Raw genomic sequence first — 25,439 nt, 5'->3', positions numbered from 1 at the left:
GGCAAATTGGAGCGCCGCCAACACGGAACCTATGCGGTAGCGTTGCATTGAGGGAGCTCAGTTAATGACAGACAAAACGTCCGACAGGAATGACGCCAAAGACGACTATCCGGACGGTTCAAGCCGTCCGAGTCGACCGGGGGTGCTGAAAATCATGCAAAGCATTCTTGCCGGCGCATTCGGTGTCCAATCGGACAAGCGCCGGCAAGAGGATTTCTCCAGTCACAGTCCGTGGCCTTACATCATTGCCGGGGTGTTATTCACCGTGAGCTTTGTTGTAGGGCTGATCCTGATCGTTCAGGTAGTCCTCGCGGGCCAGTAACCTATTGCCCCGATACCCAGACCACCGCAAACGCAACCACCAGCATCACCAATAGAACGGAAGCGACTGCATCTACCTGACTGTCTGAACGTGCGGATTTCTTCATCGGGTATACCTCTCTTGGATTCGCTACTTAGAACTTTTTTATTATTCACAGGGGATCGCGGATCTACTCCGATCCTCTCTCATTAAAGCCCTCAAACAGCCAATCGTCCAGTCTGGGCGCAGCGTCCGCTTATCACCTGAATCGATAAACATATCTTGAAATAATCATTTTAAGAATAAAAACACGGTGCTATCCTCGCGGGCAGATATAAGGCATATCCCCTGTGACTCCGGCTCCTGGGGCTAGCCGCAACAACGTTTTCAGGCAGGACCTTCCTTATGTACGTATACGATGAACACGATCGGCAAATCGCCGCCGAACGGGTTGCGCAATTCCGGGACCAGACCGATCGCGCCCTGGCTGGAGAACTGGCCGAGGAAGAGTTTCTTCCCTTACGCCTTCAAAACGGCCTGTATGTGCAGCGTCTGGCGCCCATGCTTCGCATCGCCGTGCCTTACGGCATGCTGCGAGCAGACCAGCTGCGTCGACTGGCTCGCATCACACGGGATTACGACAAGGGCTACGCCCACTTCACCACCCGTCAGAATGTGCAGCTGAACTGGCCCGCGCTTGAAGACGTGCCCGATATCCTTGCCGAGCTGGCAGAGGTGGAAATGCACGCCAACCAGACCAGCGGCAACTGCATTCGTAACACCACCACCGATCAGTTCTCCGGCGTTCAGTCCGATGAGATCGCGGACCCGCGCCCGTACTGTGAAATCATTCGTCAGTGGTCCACCTTCCACCCGGAATTCGCCTTTCTGCCGCGGAAGTTCAAGGTGGCCGTGAACGCCTCAGAAAAGACCGACCGCGCAGCCATTCAGGTGCACGACATCGGACTGCAAATGGTGCGTAACGACGCCGGCGACCTGGGTTTCCGGGTGCACGTAGGTGGCGGCCTGGGACGTACGCCGATGGTCGGCCCGGTTATCCGTGATTTCCTGCCGGAAGCGGACCTGCTGACCTACCTCGAAGCTGTACTGCGCGTATATAACCGCTACGGTCGTCGGGACAACAAGTTCAAGGCGCGCATCAAGATTCTGGTGAAGGCACTGACCCCGGAAGCTTTCGCCGAGAAAGTTGAGGCCGAGTGGTCGCACATCAAGGATTCACCGAGCCGCCTGACCCGCGACGCCATCGATCGCATTCAGGCGTACTTTACCGAGCCGGATTACCAGAACGTCGACAACGCCACCGAGCTGTTGGCCAAGCAGCGTTTCGAGAATCGGGGATTCGACCAGTGGCTGAGCCACAACGTCGATACTCACAAGAAGCCCGGCTACGCGATCGTGAGCCTGACCATGAAAGAAACCGGCACCCCGCCGGGCGACGTCACCGACCGACAGCTGGAACAGATTGCCGACCTCGCCGACGAGTTCAGCTTCGGAGAAGTCCGGGTCACTCACCAGCAGAATGTGGTATTGGCCGACGTTCGCCAGGATCGCCTGCTGGAACTGTGGCAGGCCATTGTGCCCATGGGCTTCGGCACCGCCAACCTGAACACCCTGACCGACGTTATCTGCTGCCCCGGCGGCGATTTCTGTGCCCTGGCCAACGCCAAGTCCATTCCGGTGGCGGAAGCCATTCAGCGCCGGTTTGATGATCTGGACTACCTGTATGACCTGGGCAACATCGACCTGAACATCTCAGGTTGCATGAACGCCTGTGGTCATCACCACGTTGGTAACATCGGCGTTCTGGGTGTCGATAAGAAAGGAGAAGAGTTCTACCAGATCAGTCTGGGCGGCTCGTCTCACCACGACGCGACCATTGGCAAGATCCTCGGGCCCTCCTTTGCCCGTGAAGACATGCCTGATGTCGTCGCCAAGATCATTGATGTTTACGTCGATAAACGTACCGAGGAAGAAACCTTCCTGGACACCTATCGCCGCGTTGGAATTGTTCCCTTCAAGGAGCGGGTTTATGCCTGATGTAATTTCCCAGGACGGCAGCATCCGACAGGATGACTGGGTCGTTGTACCCCGCCCGGCCGAGGGCGAATCTCTCGACATTCCCGAGCAGAGCAAGGCTCTGATTCCGGCCGACCTGTGGCTGGCCGGGTATGAGCACTTTACCGGCCGTGATGACATCGGCGTGTGGTTTGATAGCCACGATGAACCGGAAATGCTCGCCGGAAAATTCCAGGAGCTGCCTGTCATCGCGGTGAACTTCCCGAAGTTCAGCGACGGCCGCGGATACAGCATTGCTCGTCTGCTGCGCGAGCGTTTCGGCTATGAAAATGAGCTGCGCGCGATTGGCGATGTGCTGCTGGACCAGCTCCAGTTCATGAAGCGTTGCGGCTTTGACGCCTACGTGCTGCGCGCGGACAAGGACATCAACAAGGCGGCCCGCTGCCTGAACTTCTTCAGCCAGGGCTACCAGGCGGCAACCGATACCGACTTGCCTCTGTTCCGTCGCCGGGCTTCCTGAGAACGCTCAGCACAAACAAAAAAGCCTGCCACTCGGCAGGCTTTTTTCTGCCGCTGGTTTTAGCGGCTGTGATGAAGCACCGTCTTGCCAACCGAAGCGCCGCCCAGAAATGCCTTGAGCGCCGCATCCAGTTCGGACCGCCCGATATCCCGGGCCGACTGCTCGGTTTTCGGACAGGCCCATTCACCGGAGAACTTGCCCCAGACTGCCTGCTTGTCCGCCAGCGGAATTTCCACCGAATCCACCCCAAGCAGGTTCACGCCGCGAAGAATGAATGGAAGCACAGTCGTCTGCAGCTGCGGGCCCGCTACCAGACCACAGCAGGACACAGAGCCGCCTGGCTTGATCTGCTTCAGCAACTCCGCCAGAGGCGTACCACCGACGGTGTCAATCGCGTTACCAAAGACTGGCTTCAGCATCGGCTTCTTCTCTTCGGTCAGCGCATCGCGACCAACCACCTCGCTTGCTCCCAGCGCTTTAAGGTCGGCGGCGTGATCTGCCTTGCCGCTGATCGCGACTACCTCAAAGCCGAGCTTGGCGAGCAATTCGACTGCAACACTGCCAACCGCGCCACTGGCTCCGGATACCGCCACCGGACCCTGGGCAGGCTCGGCGCCCATAGTCAGCAACTTCTGCACGCACAAACCGGCAGTCAGGCCGGCAGTACCGTAGATCATGGCCGTACGGGCATCCCATCCGGATGGCATTGGCACGCACCAACCTGCCGGCACGCGAATGTATTCACCAAAGCCGCCATCGGTATTCATGCCCAGATCAAAGCCGGTGACAAGCACGGCCGTGCCCGGCGCAAGATTGCCTGAGGCGTCTTCCACCACTTCACCAGCGGCATCAATGCCAGGCGTGTGCGGGAAATTGCGGGTTACACCCTTGTTGCCAGATGCGGACAAGGCATCTTTATAGTTCAGGGACGAATGGGAAACCCGGATCAAAACCTCGCCTTCCGGGAGGTCGGCGGTGCTCAAGGTCTGTTCGCTGCCTACGTAGCTGCCGTCCTGTTCCTCGACGCGCCAAGCCTTGAAATCGGTGTTCATTGTCATCGTTGTTTCCCACCCTTCATGAACTATTGAATTTTCTGGTTCCGGAAGGCACTCAAAACCCGCCAGACTGTGTGTTCCAGCGCGGCACTGGTCGCCAGACCAAGCTTTTCCGGAAGCGTGCGTTTCCGCTGGTACGCTACCGAGACTACGTCTGCGCGGTCACAGGCCTCAATAAGATATTCGTCGGAGGTCTTGATCTCATCGATCAGCTGAACGTCCAGAGCACGCTTACCAAACCAGATGTCACCATTGGCAACCGCACTGATATCAACGGCCGGACGTCGCTCACCCACATATTCCTTGAACAGGACATGGGTGTCTTCCAGATCTTCCAGAAACTTCTGCCGGCCCTTATCGGTATTCTCACCAAAGACCGTCATGGTGCGCTTGTGCTCACCAGCAGTCAGCACCTCGAAGTCGACGTCGTTTTTCTTGAGGAAACGGTGGAAGTTAGGAAGCTGAGCGACCACGCCAATTGACCCGAGGATGGCAAAAGGCGAAGCAATGATTCGATCGGCTACGCAGGCCATCATGTAGCCACCACTGGCCGCAACCTTGTCGACGCAGGCCGTCAACGGCACGCCCTTGCTCCGAATGCGATCGAGTTGCGCCGCTGCCAGGCCGTAGGAATGCACCAGACCGCCGCCGCTTTCCAGCCGAACCACGACCTCATCCCGCTCCGGATCAGCCACGCTCAGTACGGCGGTGATGGATCTGCGCAGTGGATCGGTGTCACTGGCCTTGATGTCGCCGTCGAAATCTAGCACGAACACGCGCGGTTGGCGCTCCGGTTCCGTGGTCACCTCTTTGTACTTGGCCTTTTCGGACTTTTTCTTGGCTTTTTGCTCTTTTTTCTGGCGCTTCTCGAACGCCTTGCGCTCAGCATCGGACATCAGCCGGGCCTGAATGGATTCCCGGAGTTTGTCGTACTTGTCGTTGAGCTTGCGAATCTTCAACTCGCCATCGCCGCCATGGTCTTCCCGCTCCTTCTGTGCCGACGCAATGATCACGGCGACCACAACGATCGCGGCCACGGCAAAGGTGACGACCTTCGCCAGGAACAAACCATACTCAGTCAGGAACTCCAAAGTGCTTCTCCGTGTGGTTAAAACGTGAATGTGTAACTTACCGAATTTGTAGTAATAAGCAGAGCAAAATAATTAAAACAAGCGTTCGATCGAGCTTGACACAACCTGACACTCACCATAAAGTCGCATAGCGAGGTCGGCTCCAGACGGATTCCCGCTCAGGCTCATACAGCCCGGGACATCGACGCCGTCACCATGAAAAGACAACCACTATTAAGGGTATAAAAATGTCGGTAGCTCAGGTATTTGAACAACTCGAACAGAACTTCAACGCAGATGCGGCGCAAGGCCTGGACCTGGTATTCCAGTTCAACATCGAGGACGACAAGAACTATCACCTGGTCATCAACGATGGCACCTGCCAGGCGCACGAAGGCGAACACGACGATCCTTCCGTTACCCTGATCATGAGCTCTGAAACCCTGCACGGCATCGTTTCCGGCGAAACAGACGGCATGCAGGCGTTCATGGCCGGCCAGCTGCGCGCCGAAGGCGACATGATGCTTGCCACCAAGCTCGGCGAGCTGTTCAAGATGGGCTGATTGCCCTCACGAACGGTGAAAAAAAACCTGCGCAACGCGCAGGTTTTTTATTGGGCGAACCAAACACTATTCATCCCACAGTTGAATCGCTTCCCTGGCCTGCTCGTTAACGGGCACCGCCACCAAGCCCGAGGCCGACAGACGAATGTCAAACATCGCGCCATCACGCATCGGCATGAAGGTCGCGTTGCCGTAAACACCTTCGACGAACGGCATGTTAAAGGTTTGATCCAACTCCCACAGGTCCGGCCAGGATGCCTCGCCCAAACTTATCACCGACCGCGGTCCCGAGCGCTCCTGTTCAAGCGACGTATAGCGCCCGCTCAGCCGCTCAAGCCGGTACCCAGGAGCAACCCCAAGCCAACGCAGCGGCCCGGAGAACCGAATAATGCGAGCGTCAACCTGCCATTGATCACCGGTCAAGGTCTCGGCCACGGTGTTTTTTCCCGGCGCCTGGAGCCTCACGTACCAACGCTGCTCAGCCTGACGCTGCGTGGATACAGTTGCAACCGTCTGCATACCTTCCAGTGACTGGTAGCCAGCAACGTTGATAGCAATGGCGAGGGTGTACACACCTACCAGAATCAAACCGAACACCGCCATACCTTTGAGCCATCCCAGCAACCATTTCGGTCGCAGGAAGAACAGCAGACCAGCAATGACCAGGAGCGCACCAAATACGGTCAGCACTGCGGTTGCGAGTTCATGAGACACAGCTTAAAGACCTACATCGTCCAGGGACGTTTGTGCGAGTTTGAGGAGATCCGGATTACGCTCTTCGCGCCGGCCGATACTTTCAATGTAATACTCTAGCGACGTCAAGGCGTCTGCCAGTGCTTCCAGTACCTGCATGGGCGGTGCCTCGCGGGCATCCAGGAGCCGCTCCTGAATGGATGCAGCCACCCGTTCCAGCACCGATGCCGCCGCAGGATCATTGACCATGTGCAGCCCACCCCAGATGCTGTGCAGTGTGGCGGGGAGATTGGCCAGGTGCAGCTTGTCGTAGTCGGACTCCATAAACGCCGTAATAGCCCGCTTCGCCAGCGTCAGCGCGCCCCGCGCTTCGTCGGCTACCACGAACAGTGCTTCACCCAGGTACACCGACTCATCCCGACTGCGATGACCTCGGGCCAGAGCGTCGGTTTCCGAAGTAATGCCACGGGTGACGATTTGCATCACGGCATCTTCAATACTCAATACCGAATCAGCCAGACCATAAAGTTCATCATCATCGGGCAGCCGTGATTCAGCTTCCCAGCCACGCAACCGTGAGGCTTCTTCCTGGCTACGGTCGCCAGTTTGTGCAGATCCAGCATAACCAGAGTGTTGGCAAGACGCTCGAGGGCATCAGAAATAGACGACAGCTCCGCCAGGTCCGGCTCGATGCCACGCTCAATGATATCGAGCTTGTCCTTCAGCTGGTTCAGTTCGTCCTGAAGAGCTTCCGCTAGAGACCGAAGCACATCGCTGCCGGGGCCGTACAGTCGACGGGCATGGGCTTCGAGCATGGCATCCGGGTAGTCTGCGGGCGTGAGCCGATAAGCCGAAAGCACCTGGGTTACTTCGGGATTGGCGGAACCACTGCGATATAGCAGGTAAACCAGATCACGCACCAGGGAATCAGGCGCATCTTTAGCGGTTGCGACCTTGCCCACGTACACGACTTCTCGGGCGTACTTTTCAATACGCATGAACATGCGCTTGCGGGCTTTGGTAAAGGGCATTACACGGTCAAGCATGGTGTCGGCCACAATCGAAACCAAACACCACAACTGCCCCATCGGAGCGCCCTGGCAAAGACGAGCCAAACCACGGGAGGCCCTGGCAAACAGTTTTTTGCTCACCACGTCATTGCGATCACGGAGGATGCTGAGGAGCGCCACCTGAAATGTCAGGCGCATCCGCCGCGCCATTACTTCAAACTCCGCGTTATCACCTTCAAACACCTGAACCTGGAGACCGCCGCAGAAATCCGGCCGCTCCTTCACATCAACATCAAAGAAACAGGATTCCGGGTAAGGCTTTTCCCGACGGGCTTCACGCAGATCGTTGATGACCGGGAGCAACAGCTCCGGATGATCTTCACGCTGCTGGTGATAATACTCAACGTATCGACGGAGGATGAACAGAGCACTGTTCAGGGTCGTGAGCAGGATGTTTTTATCGTCGTTGGCACCAACAGGAACATCGTTGGCCATGCTGACCGCTTCCTGGCATAACAAGGTGCCACCACGAAGCTCGACAAGAATGAAGATACCGCGAAGCTGATTGATGAAGTCGACACAATTCTGAAGGTCTTCACCACTCTCACGGTTTTCCTGAAAGCGTTCAAGCTGGATTCTGCCTGTTTGATGGTTTGTTCGATTTCACTCTTAACCAGATCAAACGACTGCGATTTCGTCGCCAGAGACGATTGAACCATAAACGCTTCCTGTTAATTTGCGGAGACTACCGCTCCCTGATATGACTGCGCCCGTCAGGTGGAACGACAGGTGTTGTTGTTAGATGCCAGCTCAACCCTCGCTGGCTCGATCACGCAAAAAATAACCAATTGTTCGCAAAAACTGGCGAACTAACCATTACTTATAACACAAAACTCAAGTACCTCAAGAAAGCCAGAATGTAACATTTAGTACAGAGAGAACCGGCTCTCACTCACTTTGTTGGAGCTTGCCCCACACCGTTTCACCGGCCTGCTTCTCCAGCATTGCCATGAATTCCTCGTGAGCGCCCTGCTCGTCCTCAGAAGCGCGAATAACATTCAATGCCGGACGCTCTGCTGGCAAACGTCTAATACTAGTGCCAGAGCTGCCCTCCTCGGCTCCGGCATCCAGCGACAACGCCGTCTGGCCACCGGTCAATAGCAGATAGACGTCGGCCAGAATCTCGGCATCCAGCAGAGCGCCGTGGAGATCCCGGTTGCTGTTGTCCACACCGTAGCGCTTACAAAGTGCGTCGAGGTTGTTCTTCTGCCCCGGATGCTTCTTACGGGCAATCGCCAGGGAATCCACAATCCCGCAGTGGTCCGCGGTCTTCCGGACCGGCTTCAGCCGGGCAAATTCAGCATCCATGAAGCCGACGTCGAACGCCGCGTTGTGAATGACCAGCTCGGCTCCCCTGATGAACTCAAAGAAATCGCTGGCGACCTCGGCAAACTTGGGCTTATCTTCCAGGAATTCGTTGGTGATGCCGTGGACGGTAATGGCCTCGGCTTCTACCTCACGCTCCGGATTGATATAAACGTGGTAATTCCGCCCGGTCAGTTGGCGCTCGACGAGTTCCACGCAACCGATTTCGATGATCCGATGGCCATCGTTTGGGTCAATACCCGTGGTTTCTGTATCCAGTACAATCTGTCTCATGACTCACTCAATTCAATAGGTCGTGCTCAGGCGCGAGCCAATTCGGCTACGCCTCGGTTGGCCAGTTCGTCGGCCAGTTCATTATCAGGGATGCCAGCGTGGCCTTTGACCCAATGCCAGTTAACGTCGTGCCGGGCCACCTCGGTGTCCAGCTCACGCCAGAGGTCTTCGTTCTTGACCGGTTTCTTGGCAGCGGTTTTCCAGCCGTTTCGTTTCCAGCCGGCCATCCACTCGGTAATGCCCTTGCGCACGTACTGGGAATCGGTATATAGCTCCACCGCGCATGACCGCTTGAGTGCTGCCAACCCACGAATCGCCGCCATTAGCTCCATCCGATTGTTGGTGGTGTTCGCTTCGCCACCATGCATCGTTTTGCAGGTCTCACCGTAACGCAGGACTGCGCCCCAGCCTCCAGGCCCGGGATTTCCCTTGCAGGCCCCGTCGGTATACAGAATCACCTTGCCCGACATCTTTTCTCCCATTGATTACACACTTTTTTCCGGTACGCATTGCCCCCGGGAGCACCCTCGGGACGCACCGACTGTTCTGCCTCCAGACAGTGCAATCACCTTGGCCTGGCGCCAGACCGGCCGTCGGGGAATCTGGGCATACACGCGTTTTTTGGCAAGGATACAGTAATACGCACCGACCGGCAGGATTCTGTTGCCACCAAGCCGCTCATCAATCCGGCTGATCGCTTTTCGGCCACTGCGTTGCAGCGGCAACCGCAGGAAACGTGTCACCGACGCCTCGACATTAAAGCCCAGCAGATGTAACCAGTCCTCCATGCGCCCGCGCATCAGGAAACGGCCACCCCAGGGCCATCGTTATGCCGTGAAATCAGGCGACGAACACCCCACAGGCTCATCGGATTAAATCCGATCAGGGCCAGATTACCTTCACCGCGCAACACTCGGGCCGCTTCCCGGATCACTTCGTGAGGATAGCGATTAAAATCGGCGCTGTGGTGCAGAATGACAAGGTCCATGGAATCGGCGCTGAACGGCAGCTCATGGGCATCGCAAACCGCAACCTGATCCGGAATCTGGGGATTCCAGCGAGGTGTCGTGATGATCCTCTGAACAAAGTCAGTGCCAGTGGCCAGCGGCAGTCGATGACTCACGCCAACCTGTAGTTGTCGTGCCCCGGTAAATCGACTCAACTCTTTGTCGAGCATTTGTCGCTGATCCGCCAACAGAGCCCGACCGAGCGGTGTCCCGAACCAACGTTCGAAACTCTCGTGACGTACAGGAAAATTAATCGCCCCCGACTCTTTCACGCTGTGTCACTCCCGAAAACAGAACCCGCTGTTGGGGCCGTTGCTGTATTGCTCTATCATATCAGTCACACTCGTTTTGCACATGTGGGGCTTTATGTTGACCATCTCTGCCATTCCGGCCTTCAGCGACAACTATATCTGGTGCCTGTCGAACTCCGACAACCACAAAGCCCTGATTGTTGACCCGGGCCAGGCAGCGCCAGTTCTAAAGCACCTGGCCAGCCAGAACCTGGTTCTTGACACCATCCTGATCACCCACCACCACCCCGATCACGTTGGTGGTGTCAGCGAACTGATGAAAGCCTTTCCGGACTGTGAGGTTACCGGGCCGGCCGAGTCGCCTTTTAAAGGTTGTACCAGCCAGGTTCAGCCGGGCAATGAGGTGCAGTGGGAAAATATGACCTTTCAGGTGCTTGGCGTTCCCGGTCATACCCTTGACCACATCGCTTACTTCTCAGATTCCGAAGTAGATGGCCGCCCGGTTCTGTTTTGCGGCGACACCCTGTTCGTGTGCGGCTGCGGTCGTTTATTTGAAGGCAAGCCAGAACAGATGCGCCACTCTCTGCAGACGTTGCGGGCACTGCCGGATCGGACCGCGGTTTATTGTGCCCACGAGTACACCCTGGCGAACCTCAAGTTCGCCCGCAGCTGGCTGCCCCAGGACGAGGGCCTGAGAGCCTTCGAGGAACGCTGCATTCAGCGCCGTGATCAAGGAAAACCCACGGTGCCCTCGGTGCTGGCCGAAGAAAGACAGCTGAACCCCTTCCTGCGCTGGGATGATCCGATGGTGGTTGATGCAGCCCGTAACTACTGTGCCCAGAACGGTTTACCGGCAGATTCGGAAAACGCCATCTTTGCCGCCATTCGCCACGGCAAAGACAACTTTTGATCAGTTAACAAATCCTCTCACAGACGTAACGAGGGTGTTCTTGACCACTCGAAATGGGCTCCCATAGAATCGACCCATCTTTGCGCCTTTAACTCTTTAAACCTACCGGATTTTCCAAATGGGTAATCCGGTTCAAACCGTGAGCCGGAAGTATTCTATGTCGGTCAAACGATTGTCTTTGCTCTTTTTCACCGGTGCGCTGGCCTCCGGTTGCAGCCTGCCTAACACGCCGGATAACAGCTGGGCCAGCCCTACTGCCTGGTTCAGCGACAGCGAATCCGGCGACAGCGAGACCAATCCCCTTGAAACCGAACAGGTAACCGTGGCCACCGGCGATGAAAACCTGAAACAGTCGGTCGAATCCGGAAATGGTGAAGACGCTACAGCGGACGCTGCGCTCGACGACGCCATCGCGCCTGAACTCAGGCCTACAGCCCGCGAAGCCCGCGAGAAACTGGACGACCCCGAGCAGAGGATTGTTAAGGAAGCGGCGCAACCCAGCGACCTGTGGAGTCGACTTCGAACTGGATTTGCTCTCGATCACGATGTCGATAACAAGCGCGTCCAGGATCAATTGAACTGGTACGCCAGCCACCCAGCTACATTGACCGGGTAGTAGAACGCGGAAGCCGCTATCTGCATTACATCATCAATGAAACCGAGAAACGCGGCCTACCAGCAGAGTTCGCCCTACTGCCCGTAGTGGAAAGCGCCTTCGACCCCTTTGCTTATTCCCACGGACGAGCCGCTGGTCTGTGGCAATTTATCCCATCGACCGGTAAATACTTCGGCCTGACCCAGAGCTGGTGGCACGATGACCGTCGTGATGTGGTGGAAGCGACTGACGCAGCCCTGACCTACCTGGATAAGCTCGCCAACCGTTTTGATGGCGATTACACCCTCGCCCTGGCCGCTTACAACAGTGGCGGCGGCACGGTTTCCAGCGCGATGCGAAAAAACCGGAAGAAAAACGAGCCCCAGGATTTCTGGTCTCTGGATCTGCCCCGTGAAACCCGGCACTACGTGCCGAAGCTGATCGCACTGGCCAAGATTTTCGACAAGCCCGAAGACTATGGCATTGAGCTTCCGACTCTGGAAGACAAGCCCTACTTCGAAATTGTCGATACCGGCTCGCAGATGGATCTGGCCCAGGCCGCTGAGCTGGCCAAGGTCGACGTGGATGAGATTTACCTGCTCAACCCCACCTACAACCGGTGCCACCAATCCGGATGGGCCCCATCGGCTACTGGTACCGACTGAAAACGCCGATACTTTCCGGGCCGCCCTGGCCGAAATTCCACGCAGTGAACGGGTGTCCTGGCGGAACTACAAGGTACAGTCCGGTGACAACCTGAACACCATTGCCCGAAAATTCTCGACCACACCGGCCGTTATCCAGCAGGTGAACAAACTCAATTCCGATCTCATTCGGGTCGGCCAGCGGCTGATGATACCGTCCGCCAGCAAGGGCTCAGATACTTATGCCCTCAGCGCTTCCCAGCGTCTGGAACGAAAACAGGATCGCAAACGCGACGGCAACAAGGTTCGCTACACCGTTCGTCGTGGTGACACTTTCTGGGATATCGCCCGGGAGCACCGAGTATCGGTACGCCAAGTGGCTGCCTGGAACGGCATGGCGCCCGGTGATCCGCTGATCCCCGGCAAGGAACTGGTGATCTGGTCCAAGACCTCTCAGCCGACCATGGTTGCCACCAACAACGCCCGCGGCAAGGCCATGGTTCGTAAGGTCGGCTATCGGGTGCGCAAAGGCGACTCGCTGTCGACCATCGCCAACCGGTTCTCGGTGAATGTGCGGGACATCGCAAGCTGGAATGATCTGAACACATCACGTTATCTGCAACCGGGACAAAGTCTGGTACTCTACGTCGATATTCGGAACAGTCCCTGAACGGCTTCGACCGCAGGTTCAGGAACTTTCCCTAACTATAAGAATCATAACGGTTCGATTAGGAGCCATGGGTGCACCAACCTGGCAGACGGTGCGCCCGCCTAACCCTCCGGAACGTGCGAGACCTATGACCAGCAAACGGACAGCCTCATACCTTACGTCGCTCCTCTCCTCTTTCGCTTTCATGGCATTCACTGCCCCCACACTCGCCGCTGACGACAGCACCGGCTCGGTCGAGGCCCGACATGGTATTGCCATGCACGGCACCCCCAAATATTCACAGGGGTTTTCTCACTTCGACTACGTGAACCCGAAAGCGCCGAAAGGCGGCACGCTGAAAATGGCGGTGGTGGCCAACGGATTCGATTCCTTCAACCCGTTTGATATCCGGGGTGTCGCGGCGGCCGGGATCAGCACCTATTTGTACGACACTCTGATGGTGTCATCAGATGATGAGCCCTTCTCTGCCTATGGCCTGATTGCCAAGTCGATTGAGACACCGGAAGACCGCAGCTACGTTGTATTCAACCTCCGGGACCAGGCGCGGTTCCACGACGGCGAGCCCATTACCGCAGAAGATGTGAAGTTTTCCTTCGAGATCCTAACCACCGAAGGCCACCCGTTTTTCCGTAATTACTACGCCGATGTCGCCAAGGTGACGGTGGAAAATCCCAAGCGTATACGCTTTGACTTCAAAGCCACCACGAATCGCGAATTGCCGCTGATTCTGGGGCAGATGCCGATCCTGCCAGCGCATTACTGGGCTGACCACGAATTTGGCGACAATGGCCTGACGCCTCCACTGGGCAGCGGCCCCTACCGGATCGGCAAATTTGAGGCTGGTCGTTCGATTGCCTACGAACGCATAGAAGACTACTGGGCCGAGGATCTGGCCGTACGCCGGGGTCGATTCAATTTCGACCGCATCCGCTACGACTACTACACCGACGACACCGTGGCACTGGAAGCATTCAAGGCCGGTAGCTTCGATTTTCGGGTTGAGACCTCGGCCAAGAACTGGGCCACAGCCTACTCCGGCGAGAAATTTGAGAACGGTAAGATCATTGCCGAAGCAGTGGATCATCAGCGTCCGACCGGCATGCAGGGCTTTGTCTTCAATACCCGCCGTGAAGTGTTCAGCGATCCGCGGGTCCGGCAAGCCCTCGCCTACGGATTCGATTTTGAATGGGCCAACAAGAACCTGTTCTATGGCCAGTACACCCGAACCAACAGCTATTTCGAGAACAGTGAGCTGGCCTCTTCGGGCCTGCCCAAAGCCCGGGAGCTGGAGCTCCTGGAGCCGTTTCGCGATGAGTTACCCGAAGACGTCTTTGCCGAGGTGTACCAGCCGCCGGCAACCGACGGCCAGAAAGGGGTAAGAGCGAACCTGCGTGCGGCTCTGGAGCTTCTGCGTGACGCCGGTTACGCCATTGAGAACGGAACCATGGTGCATCAGGAGACCGGTGAAGCCTGGCGTTTGAAATTCTGCTGTTCCAGAAGAGTTTCGAGCGGGTAGTGCTGCCCTTCAAGAACAACCTCGCGAAACTCGGCATTGAAGTGACCGTACGGCTGGTCGACAGCAACCAGTATGTTCAGCGGGTCCGCGAGTTCGACTTCGACATGATCACCCAGGTGCTGCCTCAGTCGGATTCACCCGGCAATGAGCAGCGTGAGTACTGGCACTCTGACAACGTTGAAGCCATCGGCTCCCGCAACTACATGGGGGTGAGCCATCCGGTTGTCGATCAACTGGTCAGCCAGGTCATTCAGGCGCCGGACCGCAATGAGCTGGTGCATAGAACCCGGGCCCTGGATCGAGTACTCCTGCACGGCCACTATGTGATTCCACATTGGCACCTGGCCAAGGATCGGGTCGCCTACTGGAGCCATCTGCAACGCCCGGCGGAAACGCCCAAGAACGGGGTTGATCTGGATAACTGGTGGGTGCAGCCTTGAGCACGGGATTCTAACCCTCGCTGTAACGGAAGGAGCTCTCTACTAAAGGATTTTCTTCCAAGGGACTCTCTGCTAAGGAACTCTCCGCTAAATGGGCATATACATACTTCGAAGGCTGGCGCTGATTATTCCGACGCTGATCGGGATAATGCTGTTGAACTTCGTGATTGTTCAGGCTGCCCCCGGGGGCCCGGTTGAGCAGCTGATCGCCGAAATGGAAGGCCACGGCGGTAGCGCACTGGCCAGGGCATCCGGCGGCGATTCCGGTGCGGAGGTATCCAGCGCCTCCGGTGACAGCCGCGGCTCACGCGGTATTCCCGAAGAACTGCTAAAAGAAATCGAAGTTATGTACGGCTTCGACAAACCCGCCCATGAACGCTTTCTGAAAATGCTGGGCGACTATGCCACCTTCAACTTCGGTGACTCCTTTTTCCGAGAGAAGAGCGTTACCGAGCTGATCCTCGACAAGATGCCGGTCTCCATCTCCCTCGGGCTCTGGTCGACACTGATCATCTACATCATTTCCATTCCCCTGGGCATCCGCAAGGCCGTCACCGATGGATCGCGTTTCGATGTCTGGAGCAGCTCCGCCATCGTCATTGGCTATGCCATTCCCGGCTTCCTGTTCGCGATCCTGTTGATTGTCCTGTTTGCCGGTGGCAGCTACTTCGACTTCTTCCCGTTACGGGGGCTGACCTCGTCCAACTTCGACGAACTCACCTTGCTGCAGAAAATCGGGGACTACTTCTGGCACCTGGCCCTGCCAGTAACGGCCAATGTCATTGGTGGTTTCGCGACACTCACTCTGCTTACCAAGAACTCGTTTCTGGACGAAATCAGCAAGCAGTACGTGGTGACTGCCCGAGCGAAAGGTCTGGACAACAAACAGGTGCTGTACGGCCATGTCTTCCGCAATGCCATGCTGATCGTGATTGCGAGCCTGCCCGGCGTGCTGGTGTCCCTGTTCTTCACCGGGTCCCTGCTCATAGAGGTGATCTTCTCATTGGACGGGCTTGGCCTGCTGGGCTTCGAGGCGGCCCTGAACCGGGATTACCCGGTGATATTCGGTACCCTGTACATCTTCACCCTCATGGGGCTCATCCTGAAGCTGATCAGTGACATAACCTATGTCCTGGTTGACCCCCGTATCGACTTTGAAAGCCGGGAGGGAGCATGAGCAAGCTCTCTCTAACCCCCATCCAACAGCGCCGGCTGCGTAACTTCCGGGCCAACCGACGCGGATTCTGGTCCCTGTGGGTGTTTCTGGCGCTGTTTGGCCTGTCACTGGCGGCGGAGCTAATTGCCAATGACGCGCCGCTGGTGGTCTCCTATCAGGACACTCTCTATTTTCCGGTGGTGGAGTCGGTTCCCGAAGAAACCTTTGGTGGCTTTCTGCCCACCGAAGCCGATTACCGCGATCCTTTCATTGCCGACTCTATAGAAGCCGATGGCTGGATTGTGTGGCCACCCATCCGGTTCAGTTACGACACCATCAATTACGATCTGGAGGTGCCCTCACCGGCGCCCCCCAGCCTTGAGAACTGGCTAGGCACCGACGATCAGGGCCGCGATGTCGCCGCTCGGGTGATTTACGGCTTTCGCATTTCGGTGCTGTTCGGCCTCACCCTGACCATCGCCAGCTGCATCGTGGGCGTGGCCGTAGGTGCGATTCAGGGTTACTACGGCGGAAAAATTGATCTGCTCGGGCAGCGTTTTATCGAGGTCTGGTCCGGGTTACCGGTTCTGTACTTGTTGATCATCCTGTCCAGTATCGTACAGCCCAATTTCTGGTGGCTGCTGGGTATCATGCTGCTGTTCAGTTGGATGGGACTGGTCGACGTGGTGCGTGCGGAATTCCTGCGGGCGCGAAACTTTGAGTACGTCAAAGCGGCCCGGGCGCTGGGCTTGGATAACCGCAAGATCATGTTTCGGCACATCCTGCCCAACGCCATGGTCGCCACGCTGACTTTCCTGCCCTTCATCCTTACTGGCGCGATAACCGGACTGACCTCCCTGGATTTCCTGGGGTTTGGCCTGCCGTCCGGTTCGCCTTCCCTGGGTGAGCTCATTGCCCAGGGCAAGGCCAATTTGCACGCGCCCTGGCTGGGTATGTCCGCGTTTGTTTCACTTTCGGTCATGCTGACACTGCTGGTGTTCGTGGGTGAGGCCGTACGCGACGCATTTGATCCGAGAAAGAGCTGATATGAGCGACTTGCTGCGCATCTCCAACCTGTCTATTTGCTTCGATCAAGGCCCACGGGTGTCGATTCCCTGTCGTTGGCCATCCGCCCGGGACAGACACTGGCCTTGGTGGGCGAAAGCGGCTCGGGTAAGTCCATCTCTGCCCTGTCAGTGCTGCGCCTGCTGGATGAGCGCCACGTCCGGTACCCCACGGGCGAGATTCACTTCCAGGGTGAAGACATGCTCAAGGTCAGCGAAAAACGCCTGCGCCAGATCCGCGGTCGGAAGATAAGCATGATCTTTCAGGAGCCGATGACGTCCCTGAACCCGTTGCACACGGTGGAAAAGCAGATTGGAGAAACCCTGGCGCTGCATAAGGGCCTGCGCAATTCAGCCGCCAGAAAGCGCTGCATCGAACTTCTGGAACTGGTTGGGATCCGGGATCCGGAAAGCCGGCTGTCGAGCTATCCCCATCAGTTGTCCGGTGGCCAAAAACAGCGGGTGATGATTGCTATGGCCCTGGCCAACGAACCGGACCTGCTGATTGCCGATGAGCCCACCACGGCCCTGGACGTGACGGTCCAGAAGCAGGTCCTGGAATTACTCCGGGACCTACAGGCCAAGCTCGGCATGGCGATCCTGATGATCACCCACGATCTCACCATTGTCCGCCGGTACGCCGATGAAGTGGCGGTGATGGAGCAGGGCAAACTTGTGAGCATGCAGACACCGAAACCCTGTTTGCCAATCCGCAGCATTCGTACACACGCAAGCTGCTGGATGCCGAGCCACCCAATGCGCCCCTGGCGATCACGGGCACCTCCGAGCCCTTGCTAAAGGTGTCGGATCTTGATGTTCGCTTCACCACCCAGAAATCCCTGTTCGGCAAGGTGAAAGACTCTTTTCACGCGGTTAAATCCACCAACTTTAGCCTGGATCGAGGTGAGACCCTCGGGATTGTCGGTGAAAGCGGCAGTGGCAAGACCACCATTGGCCACGCCCTGCTCAAGCTGACCGCGAGCTCCGGCGGCATAGAGCTTGCTGGCGAGGAACTGGGCTCCCTGACCCAGAAACAATTCCGGCCCTGGCGCAAGCGCATTCAGATCGTTTTTCAGGATCCTTTCGGCAGCCTGAGCCCACGCATGTCTATTGCCGAAATTGTTCGGGAAGGCCTGGAAATCCACGATCCAGACACCACCGAGGCCCACGAGCAACGGGTGATCCGCGCGCTTCAGGACGTTGGCCTGGACCCCAACGCCCGTCACCGCTACCCCCATGAGTTTTCCGGCGGTCAGCGCCAGCGGATTGCCATAGCTCGGGCCCTGGTTCTGCAACCAGACCTGATCATTCTGGACGAGCCTACGTCGGCGCTCGACCGCACGGTCCAGAAGCAGGTTATTGAGTTGCTGCGGGATCTTCAGAGCCGCTATGGTCTAAGCTATATTTTTATCAGTCACGATCTGGCCGTAGTTCGGGCACTCAGTCACAAGCTGCTGGTGCTGCATCATGGTGAGATCGTGGAGTATGGCAGCGCTGAGGACATATTCCGGTCGCCGACCCAGCCTATACTCAGGAACTTCTGAGTGCTGCCTTCTTTTACCAGCAAACTTCTACGACCAATTGAGTGTTACCCGGAACCATCGTGTTCAGATAATGCCTCGAAATCAGGAACACAGGGAGATTTACCCATGGGAATACTCAGTGGCAAGAAAGCACTGATCGTTGGCGTTGCCAGTAAACTGTCGATCGCCTACGGCATTGCCGAAGCGTTTGCCCGGGAAGGTGCCGAGCTGGCATTTACCTACCAGAACGAAAAGCTGCAACCTCGGGTGGAGAAGTTCGCCGAACAATGGGGCAGCAAACTAACTTTCCCCTGTGACGTCGCCAGTGACGAGGAAATCGAGCAGGTCTTTACCGAGCTCAACAAGCACTGGGACCACATCGACATCATCGTCCACGCCGTTGGCTTCGCACCGGGACATGAGCTGGACGGCAACTACGTTGATGTAACCACCCGTGAAGGTTTCCGCATCGCCCACGACATCAGCTCCTACAGCTTTGTGGCCCTGGCCAAAGGCGCGCGCGATGATGCACGAAGGCAGCTCACTGATTACTCTGAGCTACCTGGGTGCCGAGCGGGTACTGCAGAACTACAACGTGATGGGGCTGGCCAAAGCCTCGCTCGAGGCTAACGTGCGCTACATGGCCGCCAGCCTTGGCCGCGACGGCATCCGGGTGAACGGCATCTCCGCTGGCCCGATCAAGACGCTGGCAGCATCCGGCATCAAGAGCTTCCGCAAGATGCTGGCCGAGAACGCCAAACGGGCGCCATTGCGCCGCAACGTTACCATCGATGAAGTGGGTAATTCCGCGGCTTTCCTGGGTTCGGATATGTCCAGCGGTATCACCGGTGAGATCATGTACGTGGATGCCGGCTTCAATATTACCGGTATGGCGGAAATGGAAGACTGACATCAGATTACATCGACGCTCACAAAAAAGCCGGCTCCGTGCCGGCTTTTTTGTTGCTGCTATTCGGCCGCCATCGCTATCGCCACGGCCTCTACCCACTCGACGTAGGCGGTTTCGTCGGATTGCAGGATCTGGGCGCCAACCAGAAACTCGGAGTCGCAGGGTCGACACCACACCACTTCCAGCATCAGGGGGAACTCCTGGTCTGGCTCACCCAGCGTGACCCAAGCGGGTAAAAGCGCACCGAGTGAAACCGGCTCTCTTGAGAACAACGACATTCCCCGAGCCGAAATATCGCGGATCCGGCATGCCAACTGGCGCCCGCCGTCGTCCTCACCTTTAGTCGGACCGGGCATAGTGGATTCAAGCTCTAATGTGGCGCGGGCAGTGGCGGTAAGGCGGTAGTCCGCCCGATTGTCCGGCACCTGCCTGCCCTGCTGTGCATTACCAAATTCGTAGTCTGCGTCAGTCATTATTGTTATACCTTCCTGTTTCAAACGCTCAGTTTCGGCCGACCCGGATTCGACCCACCACACGACTCAGCGTGTCATCAAATTCTGCGGCACTTCCCAACACCCGGATTTGGCCAGATACGATGCCTTCAACCAGTTGATTGTCGATATACTCCCGGCGATTCAAGCCAAGCCGATCGACAAAAACGAGTTTTCGCGACGCATTGATTCGTACCGCCAGTTTCAGCCGAATCGGGTCCTCGTCGTCATTATCCGGAGTGACGACGATCCACCCTCCCAATTTGATCCCGTCCACCTGGGCCTGAGCCAATAGTGTCTGCTCACGCTCCAGGCGCTCCTGTTCGGCACGCTCGTCCTCAAGCCGCTGCTGCTCCGCCAACTCACGCTGGTGCTGCAACTCCGCCTCTCTGGCCGCCTCTTGAACCATCCGTGCCTGTTCAGCGGCTTCCCGCTCGCGCTTGAGTGCTTCAGCACGCGCCCTTGCGTCTCGGGCTGCCTGTTCGCGTTGCTTGCGTTGTTTCGCGCACACCTTCGCCAGCACGGTCACCGTGTCGGTCAATACTTCACCAAAGGGAGTCAACGTCGGTAACGGTCGCAGGTCACTTTGGGTACGGGCGGTTTCAAATTCTAACCAGGGTTGCAAACCCAGTTTCACGCCGGCGCCATTGGTCCAGAGGATTTCAGCGGTATCTTCCAGCAGCGCGAAGAAGAAGCGTCGCTGCTCCCGGCGACCTTCGCCTTCAACAAACCAGCCTCCTTCAAGGCCCTCGGCGCAGCCGGGCTGACACCCGGAAAATCCCAGCCAACTACTGTCCCAGGGAAAAGCCTGAGGCTTGGGCAGCGCCTCTGCCAGCTCCGGTATTTCTCCCCGAAGCCTGGAAACCATGACGTTCTCGATGCCTGCCACCGCCTCTGACTCAAGGGCCTGATCGAAGGTTCGGCTCCAGACATCCATCAGTCGATCGCCAATTTGCTCACCAACGGTGTACAGCCGATTACGGTCCTTGTCAGACAGCGACGGATCGCCGACCCAGACCAGCCACTCAAGCAGCTTTGAACCATGGCGGCAGCCTCGCCTTCAACTCCCGATGCCCAGATCGCCTGTTTCAGCAGCCGGTACCAATAATCCAGAATAAACGTTGTGATTGCCGGTGGCAGCGTGCGCCCTTGCAGAGCTCGTCCGATCAAGGCCCGGGCAGTCTGGTCTGCCCGGCGCTGACGGGCGGCCCCCTGTTCGGTCTCCAGTAGCCGCTGCCTTAATTTGCCAGTTTGGGCATTCCGCTTCTCGGCATCCTGCTGCCACTGTCGGCAGAACTCCTCGACAGGTGCGGCCTCGCCCGACTCGAAACTGCTGGAAACGGCGATGACCAGGGCATCGATCTGATCAAGCAGCACGCGACTTGAGCGCCCGCCGGAATCACTCCAGCCCCGCCACTCCTGCAGGCTGTCGAGCCAGTCGGTGAGTGTGTCACTAAAGGCATCAGCCCCTTCAAGATTCATCCGCCAGGCCAGATAGAAGCGCAATCGGGCAACGCGACGAGCAAGTTCAGGATGCAGACCACTGGTTTTCAGGAACACGTCCATGATGCGATCAGCAACATAGGCGGCGTTAATCTGCATGGACGACCAGTCGAGATGAACGGAGCGGATAACATGAGTAACGCGCTCATCGCGCTGCTCAGCCCAGCATGATGAGAGCAGTGGGCGCCAATCGCTGACGGATTCCGGCGCGAGCTTACCGGCCGGGTAAGGCAGGTCCGGGACACGAATGCCGGAGAGCACGTCTCCAATTTGTCCGGAAACCGCCTTGCGACTCGCACTACCCTGCGGTTTTTGCCGGTTCTGTGACATCCGTTCCCCATTCGTAAGAAGCGTTGAAAAGGCCTACCAAATAACGCAGTATAACCACCTCCCCGGGGTTATTCACACTGGATTCCCGGGGCTTTGGCACCAATCTGCAACTTCGTTGGCATTTGTTCGTCCAATGAAGATGCAACGATCAGAATCGGGGATAAAGAACAAAATGTCGGGCAAAAAACTAGAGAACCTGAACGTGGCCAGCCAGGAACCACTTATCACTCCTGAAGCACTCAAGCAGGAGATGCCGCTCTCCGACGCCGCCGCCGAAACCGTGGCCAAGGGCCGCCAAGCCATCTATGACATCATGGATGGCAAAGACCATCGTCTGTTCGTGGTCATTGGCCCCTGCTCCATCCACGATGTTGAAGCCGCGCGTGACTACGCCCAGCGCCTGAAAAAACTGGCGGACGAAGTCAATGACACCCTTCTGATCGTGATGCGCGTCTATTTTGAGAAGCCGCGGACAACCGTCGGCTGGAAGGGTCTGATCAACGACCCGCACCTGAATGACACCTTCGACATTGAACAGGGGCTCCATATCGGCCGCCGCCTGTTGCTGGACATCAACGAGATGGGCCTGCCGGCCGCGACTGAAGCGCTGGATCCGATTTCGCCGCAGTATCTCCAGGACACCATCGCCTGGTCGGCCATTGGCGCCCGGACCACCGAATCCCAGACCCACCGCGAGATGAGCAGCGGGCTTTCTATGGCTATCGGTTTCAAGAACGGCACCGACGGCAGCCTGGATGTCGTTGTAAACGCCATGAAATCGGTATCGCACCCGCACAACTTCCTTGGCATTGATCAACAGGGCAAGGCGGCCATTATCCGCACCAAGGGCAACAACTTTGGTCATGCGGTTCTCCGTGGCGGTGGCGGTAAGCCCAACTACGATTCTGTCAGCGTTGCGCTGTGCGAACAGGCCCTGGAAAAAGCGAAGCTGCGTAAATCGATCATGGTCGACTGCAGCCACGCCAACTCCAATAAGGACCCTGGCCTGCAACCGTTGGTAATGCAGGACGTCACCCACCAGATTCTGGAAGGCAACAGTTCCATACAGAGCCTGATGGTTGAAAGCAACATCAACTGGGGCAACCAGTCCATTCCTGACAATCTGGACGACCTCAAATACGGCGTATCGGTAACCGACGCCTGCATCGACTGGCCGACCACCGAGAAGGCCATCCGGGAAATGCGGGACAAGCTGAAAGATGTCCTGCCTGGTCGCAAGATTGGCTAACCGGACATTCGCAACATAAAAAAAGGGGAGCCAATTGGCTCCCCTTTTTTGTTCATGGCTGACGGTACTGATCCAACCCTCAACCCGCGACTCACCTGCGCGCTGGCAATCCACCGACCCAATCCAGCCGATCGCGCAGCGCAACAACATGGCCAATGATGACCAACGTGGGCGGCTGAACATCGTCCGAGCCAACCCGGGCAACGATGGTTTCCAATGTGCCAGTGATGACTTTCTGGTCTGGCGTGGTGCCCTTGGACACCAGTGCCACCGGCATGTCCGGAGACATGCCGTGACCGATCAGCTGCCGGCAGATAATCGGGAGGCCAACCAACCCCATGTAGAACACCAGGGTCTGGTTGTTCTGCACGAAATCCTTCCAGGGCAGATTGCAGCTGTCGTCCTTCAGATGTCCGGTAACAAACCGCACTGACTGGGCATGATCCCGATGCGTCAGCGGTATACCGGCATAAGCCGCGCATCCCGATGCGGCAGTAATGCCGGGAACCACCTGGAAACGCACGCCCGCAGCCGCCAGGGTCTCAATTTCCTCGCCGCCACGGCCGAAGATAAACGGATCACCACCTTTGAGCCGCACCACTTTGTGGCCCGCTCGCGCCAGATCCACCAGGCGCTGATTGATCTGATCCTGAGGCAGGGTGTGATTTGACCGCTGTTTGCCAACATGAATCCGTTCAGCGGTTTCAGGAATGAGCGCCAGAATCTCAGGCGATACCAGCCGGTCGTAAAGCACCACTTCAGCGGCCGAAATCAAACGCCAGGCTTTCAGCGTCAACAACTCCGGATCCCCGGGGCCGGCACCCACCAGGGCGACTTCACCGGCGGAGCTGTTGGGATTATCGGTTACCGGATTTACCCGGTACCGAATTGGTGCAGGCGTTGCACCAATGCCCTTCCCTGGTGCATTTTCTGGCTGATCACTCATTGGATTCGGTCTAGACCTCCCATGTACGGCTTGAGAACGTCCGGAATCAGGATGCTGCCGTCGGCCTGCTGGTAGTTCTCCATCACAGCGATCAGGGCACGGCCGACCGCCAGGCCAGAACCGTTCAGGGTATGCACTGGCTCAGGCTTTCCGGTTTCCGGGTTACGCCATCTTGCATGCATGCGCCGTGCCTGGAAATCACGGGTGTTGGAGCAGGAGGAGATTTCGCGGTACTTTTGCTGCCCCGGCAACCAGACTTCAAGATCAAACGTTTTCGCCGCGGAGAAACCCATATCGCCGCCACACAGGGTCATTACCCGGTACGGCAGTTCAAGCAGCTGCAGTACTTTCTCAGCGTGCCCAGTGAGGGCGTCCAGCGCCTGGTCGGAATCTTCCGGTCGAACCACATGCACCAGCTCCACTTTATCGAACTGGTGCTGCCGGATCATACCCCGGGTGTCGCGGCCGTAGGAGCCGGCTTCGCTGCGGAAACACGGGGTATGACAAACCATCTGCAACGGCAACTCTCTGGCGTCGAGAATGCTGTCAGCAACCAGGTTGGTGGCAGGTACCTCTGCAGTCGGAATCAGGTAGAGCGGGTTATCCCCTTCCATCTTGAAGAGGTCGTCCTCGAACTTGGGAAGCTGTCCGGTGCCATAAAGCGTTTCGGCATTGACCAGGTACGGCACATAGGTCTCGGTGTAACCATGCTCGCCGGTGTGCAAGTTGAGCATGAACTGCGCAAGCGCTCGGTGCAGCCGAGCCACAGGGCCACGCATGACCGCAAAACGGGAATGGGCCAGCCGGCTGGCAGTCTCAAAATCCAGACCCTTGAGGCCCTCACCGAGCGCCACGTGGTCTTTCGGTTCAAAATCCAGGACCGGAGGCGTGCCCCAGCTGCGGATTTCAACATTGTCGTCTTCGCTGTCGCCGGCAGGAACGCCTTCGTCCGGAAGATTGGGAATGCCAGCCAGAAACTCGGTCAGCTCTTCCTGCAGCGACCGCAGTTCGTCTTCCGCTTCGGACTTTTGCTTTTTCAGGCTCTCAACCTTGTCCAGCAGCGGCTGGATATCCTCACCAGCGGCCTTGGCCTTGCCAATCGACTTCGACTGTTTGTTCTGCTCGCCCTGGAGTGTCTCGGTACGCACCTGGAGTGCACGACGGCGTTCCTCAAGCTGTTCGAAGGTGGCGGTATCAAAGGTGAAATTCTTGATGGCCAACCGACGGGCGATCTCGTCAGTCTGAGTACGGACACGTTTTGGATCGAGCATGGTTATCCTGACTATTCCGGTTTGCGATGTGTGAGAAATGACGGGACATTATACC

General features: G+C 57.3%; 18 protein-coding genes and 6 pseudogenes. 12 read left to right on the top strand and 12 right to left on the bottom strand.

Features of this window, described 5'->3' with window-relative positions; translation table 11 throughout:
• The first annotated feature begins 64 nt into the window (after positions 1 to 64).
• From AU14_RS01530 to AU14_RS01520, 3 genes are all read left to right on the top strand, one after another.
• A complete protein-coding gene (locus tag AU14_RS01530; protein ID WP_041338360.1) occupies positions 65 to 322 on the top strand; it encodes a DUF2970 domain-containing protein in 258 nt (85 codons plus the stop codon).
• A gap of 384 nt (positions 323 to 706) precedes the next feature.
• Entirely contained in the window at positions 707 to 2,359 is a 1,653-nt protein-coding gene (locus tag AU14_RS01525; RefSeq protein ID WP_041338358.1) for a nitrite/sulfite reductase, read from the top strand.
• Entirely contained in the window at positions 2,352 to 2,858 is a 507-nt protein-coding gene (locus AU14_RS01520) for a DUF934 domain-containing protein (RefSeq protein WP_041338357.1), read from the top strand. Before AU14_RS01525 ends, AU14_RS01520 begins: the two co-directional genes overlap by 8 nt.
• Positions 2,859 to 2,917: 59 nt before the next feature.
• Here AU14_RS01520 and AU14_RS01515 read toward each other — a convergent pair whose 3' ends face one another.
• On the bottom strand, positions 2,918 to 3,916 hold the full coding sequence (locus AU14_RS01515; protein ID WP_041338356.1) for a YhdH/YhfP family quinone oxidoreductase: 999 nt from the start codon (positions 3,914 to 3,916) through the stop codon (positions 2,918 to 2,920).
• A gap of 23 nt (positions 3,917 to 3,939) precedes the next feature.
• Positions 3,940 to 5,004 carry a protease SohB gene (gene sohB, locus AU14_RS01510; protein ID WP_041338354.1) on the bottom strand — a complete coding sequence of 355 codons (1,065 nt, stop codon included), beginning with the start codon at positions 5,002 to 5,004 and terminating at the stop codon, positions 3,940 to 3,942.
• A gap of 227 nt (positions 5,005 to 5,231) precedes the next feature.
• Here sohB and AU14_RS01505 point away from each other — a divergent pair, with 227 nt between their 5' ends.
• The gene (locus AU14_RS01505) at positions 5,232 to 5,546 is read left to right on the top strand and encodes an SCP2 sterol-binding domain-containing protein (RefSeq protein ID WP_041338351.1); all 315 of its coding nucleotides are present in this window, start codon (positions 5,232 to 5,234) and stop codon (positions 5,544 to 5,546) included.
• Between the two features lie 66 nt (positions 5,547 to 5,612).
• On the opposite strand, the gene AU14_RS01500 is transcribed toward AU14_RS01505, so the two are convergent.
• The 5 genes and pseudogenes from AU14_RS01500 to AU14_RS23590 all read right to left on the bottom strand — a co-directional run bounded on the left by AU14_RS01500 (position 5,613) and on the right by AU14_RS23590 (position 10,187).
• Positions 5,613 to 6,260: a hypothetical protein gene (locus tag AU14_RS01500; protein WP_041338349.1), complete on the bottom strand. Its 648-nt coding sequence runs from the start codon at positions 6,258 to 6,260 to the stop codon at positions 5,613 to 5,615.
• A gap of 3 nt (positions 6,261 to 6,263) precedes the next feature.
• Positions 6,264 to 7,968 (bottom strand): annotated as a pseudogene (locus AU14_RS23115) (chemotaxis protein).
• A gap of 229 nt (positions 7,969 to 8,197) precedes the next feature.
• Positions 8,198 to 8,908, bottom strand: coding sequence for a DNA polymerase III subunit epsilon (gene dnaQ / locus AU14_RS01490; protein ID WP_041338347.1), 711 nt, complete (start codon positions 8,906 to 8,908; stop codon positions 8,198 to 8,200).
• A 26-nt stretch (positions 8,909 to 8,934) separates the two neighbouring features.
• Positions 8,935 to 9,378 carry a ribonuclease HI gene (rnhA, locus tag AU14_RS01485; RefSeq protein WP_041343466.1) on the bottom strand — a complete coding sequence of 148 codons (444 nt, stop codon included), beginning with the start codon at positions 9,376 to 9,378 and terminating at the stop codon, positions 8,935 to 8,937.
• A 15-nt stretch (positions 9,379 to 9,393) separates the two neighbouring features.
• A pseudogene (locus tag AU14_RS23590) lies at positions 9,394 to 10,187 on the bottom strand (class I SAM-dependent methyltransferase).
• 94 nt (positions 10,188 to 10,281) lie between these two features.
• Here AU14_RS23590 and gloB point away from each other — a divergent pair.
• From gloB to AU14_RS01445, 7 genes and pseudogenes are all read left to right on the top strand, one after another.
• Positions 10,282 to 11,076 carry a hydroxyacylglutathione hydrolase gene (gene gloB, locus AU14_RS01475; RefSeq protein WP_041338345.1) on the top strand — a complete coding sequence of 265 codons (795 nt, stop codon included), beginning with the start codon at positions 10,282 to 10,284 and terminating at the stop codon, positions 11,074 to 11,076.
• 157 nt (positions 11,077 to 11,233) lie between these two features.
• Positions 11,234 to 12,985: pseudogene (locus tag AU14_RS01470) on the top strand (LysM peptidoglycan-binding domain-containing protein).
• A gap of 184 nt (positions 12,986 to 13,169) precedes the next feature.
• A pseudogene (locus AU14_RS01465) lies at positions 13,170 to 14,941 on the top strand (extracellular solute-binding protein).
• A gap of 91 nt (positions 14,942 to 15,032) precedes the next feature.
• Complete coding sequence (locus AU14_RS01460; protein WP_041338343.1) at positions 15,033 to 16,118, top strand: microcin C ABC transporter permease YejB; 1,086 nt, start codon at positions 15,033 to 15,035, stop codon at positions 16,116 to 16,118.
• Positions 16,115 to 17,143 (top strand): ABC transporter permease, encoded by a 1,029-nt coding sequence (locus AU14_RS01455; protein WP_041338341.1) that lies wholly within the window; start codon positions 16,115 to 16,117, stop codon positions 17,141 to 17,143. Before AU14_RS01460 ends, AU14_RS01455 begins: the two co-directional genes overlap by 4 nt.
• A 1-nt stretch (position 17,144) precedes the next feature.
• A pseudogene (locus AU14_RS01450) lies at positions 17,145 to 18,746 on the top strand (ABC transporter ATP-binding protein).
• Between the two features lie 64 nt (positions 18,747 to 18,810).
• A pseudogene (locus AU14_RS01445) lies at positions 18,811 to 19,594 on the top strand (enoyl-ACP reductase FabI).
• Positions 19,595 to 19,653: 59 nt separating this feature from the next.
• On the opposite strand, the gene AU14_RS01440 reads toward AU14_RS01445, so the two are convergent.
• The 3 genes from AU14_RS01440 to AU14_RS20150 are packed head-to-tail and all read right to left on the bottom strand — an operon-like array spanning position 19,654 to position 21,918.
• Positions 19,654 to 20,067, bottom strand: a complete 414-nt coding sequence (locus tag AU14_RS01440) for a PilZ domain-containing protein (protein WP_041338339.1) — start codon at positions 20,065 to 20,067, stop codon at positions 19,654 to 19,656.
• 28 nt (positions 20,068 to 20,095) lie between these two features.
• On the bottom strand, positions 20,096 to 21,022 hold the full coding sequence (locus AU14_RS20155) for a DUF1631 family protein (RefSeq protein WP_236744275.1): 927 nt from the start codon (positions 21,020 to 21,022) through the stop codon (positions 20,096 to 20,098).
• The gene (locus tag AU14_RS20150) at positions 21,022 to 21,918 is read right to left on the bottom strand and encodes a DUF1631 family protein (RefSeq protein WP_236744274.1); all 897 of its coding nucleotides are present in this window, start codon (positions 21,916 to 21,918) and stop codon (positions 21,022 to 21,024) included. Before AU14_RS20150 ends, AU14_RS20155 begins: the two co-directional genes overlap by 1 nt.
• 172 nt (positions 21,919 to 22,090) lie before the next feature.
• Between AU14_RS20150 and AU14_RS01430 the strand changes: the two genes are divergently transcribed.
• Positions 22,091 to 23,167: a 3-deoxy-7-phosphoheptulonate synthase gene (locus AU14_RS01430; RefSeq protein ID WP_041338338.1), complete on the top strand. Its 1,077-nt coding sequence runs from the start codon at positions 22,091 to 22,093 to the stop codon at positions 23,165 to 23,167.
• A 91-nt stretch (positions 23,168 to 23,258) separates the two neighbouring features.
• On the opposite strand, the gene cobA is transcribed toward AU14_RS01430, so the two are convergent.
• Both cobA and serS read right to left on the bottom strand, forming a co-directional pair.
• Positions 23,259 to 24,113 (bottom strand): uroporphyrinogen-III C-methyltransferase, encoded by an 855-nt coding sequence (gene cobA / locus AU14_RS01425; RefSeq protein WP_041338337.1) that lies wholly within the window; start codon positions 24,111 to 24,113, stop codon positions 23,259 to 23,261.
• On the bottom strand, positions 24,110 to 25,384 hold the full coding sequence (gene serS, locus AU14_RS01420) for a serine--tRNA ligase (RefSeq protein ID WP_041338335.1): 1,275 nt from the start codon (positions 25,382 to 25,384) through the stop codon (positions 24,110 to 24,112). The genes cobA and serS overlap by 4 nt, the downstream gene beginning before the upstream one ends.
• Positions 25,385 to 25,439: the final 55 nt, after the last annotated feature.

Origin of the sequence: Marinobacter similis (genome assembly GCF_000830985.1) — a bacterium.
Taxonomy (GTDB): Bacteria; Pseudomonadota; Gammaproteobacteria; order Pseudomonadales; family Oleiphilaceae; genus Marinobacter; species Marinobacter similis.
The sequence above is the reverse complement of the archived record's forward strand: the minus strand, read 5'-3'. Positions and strand labels throughout refer to the sequence as shown.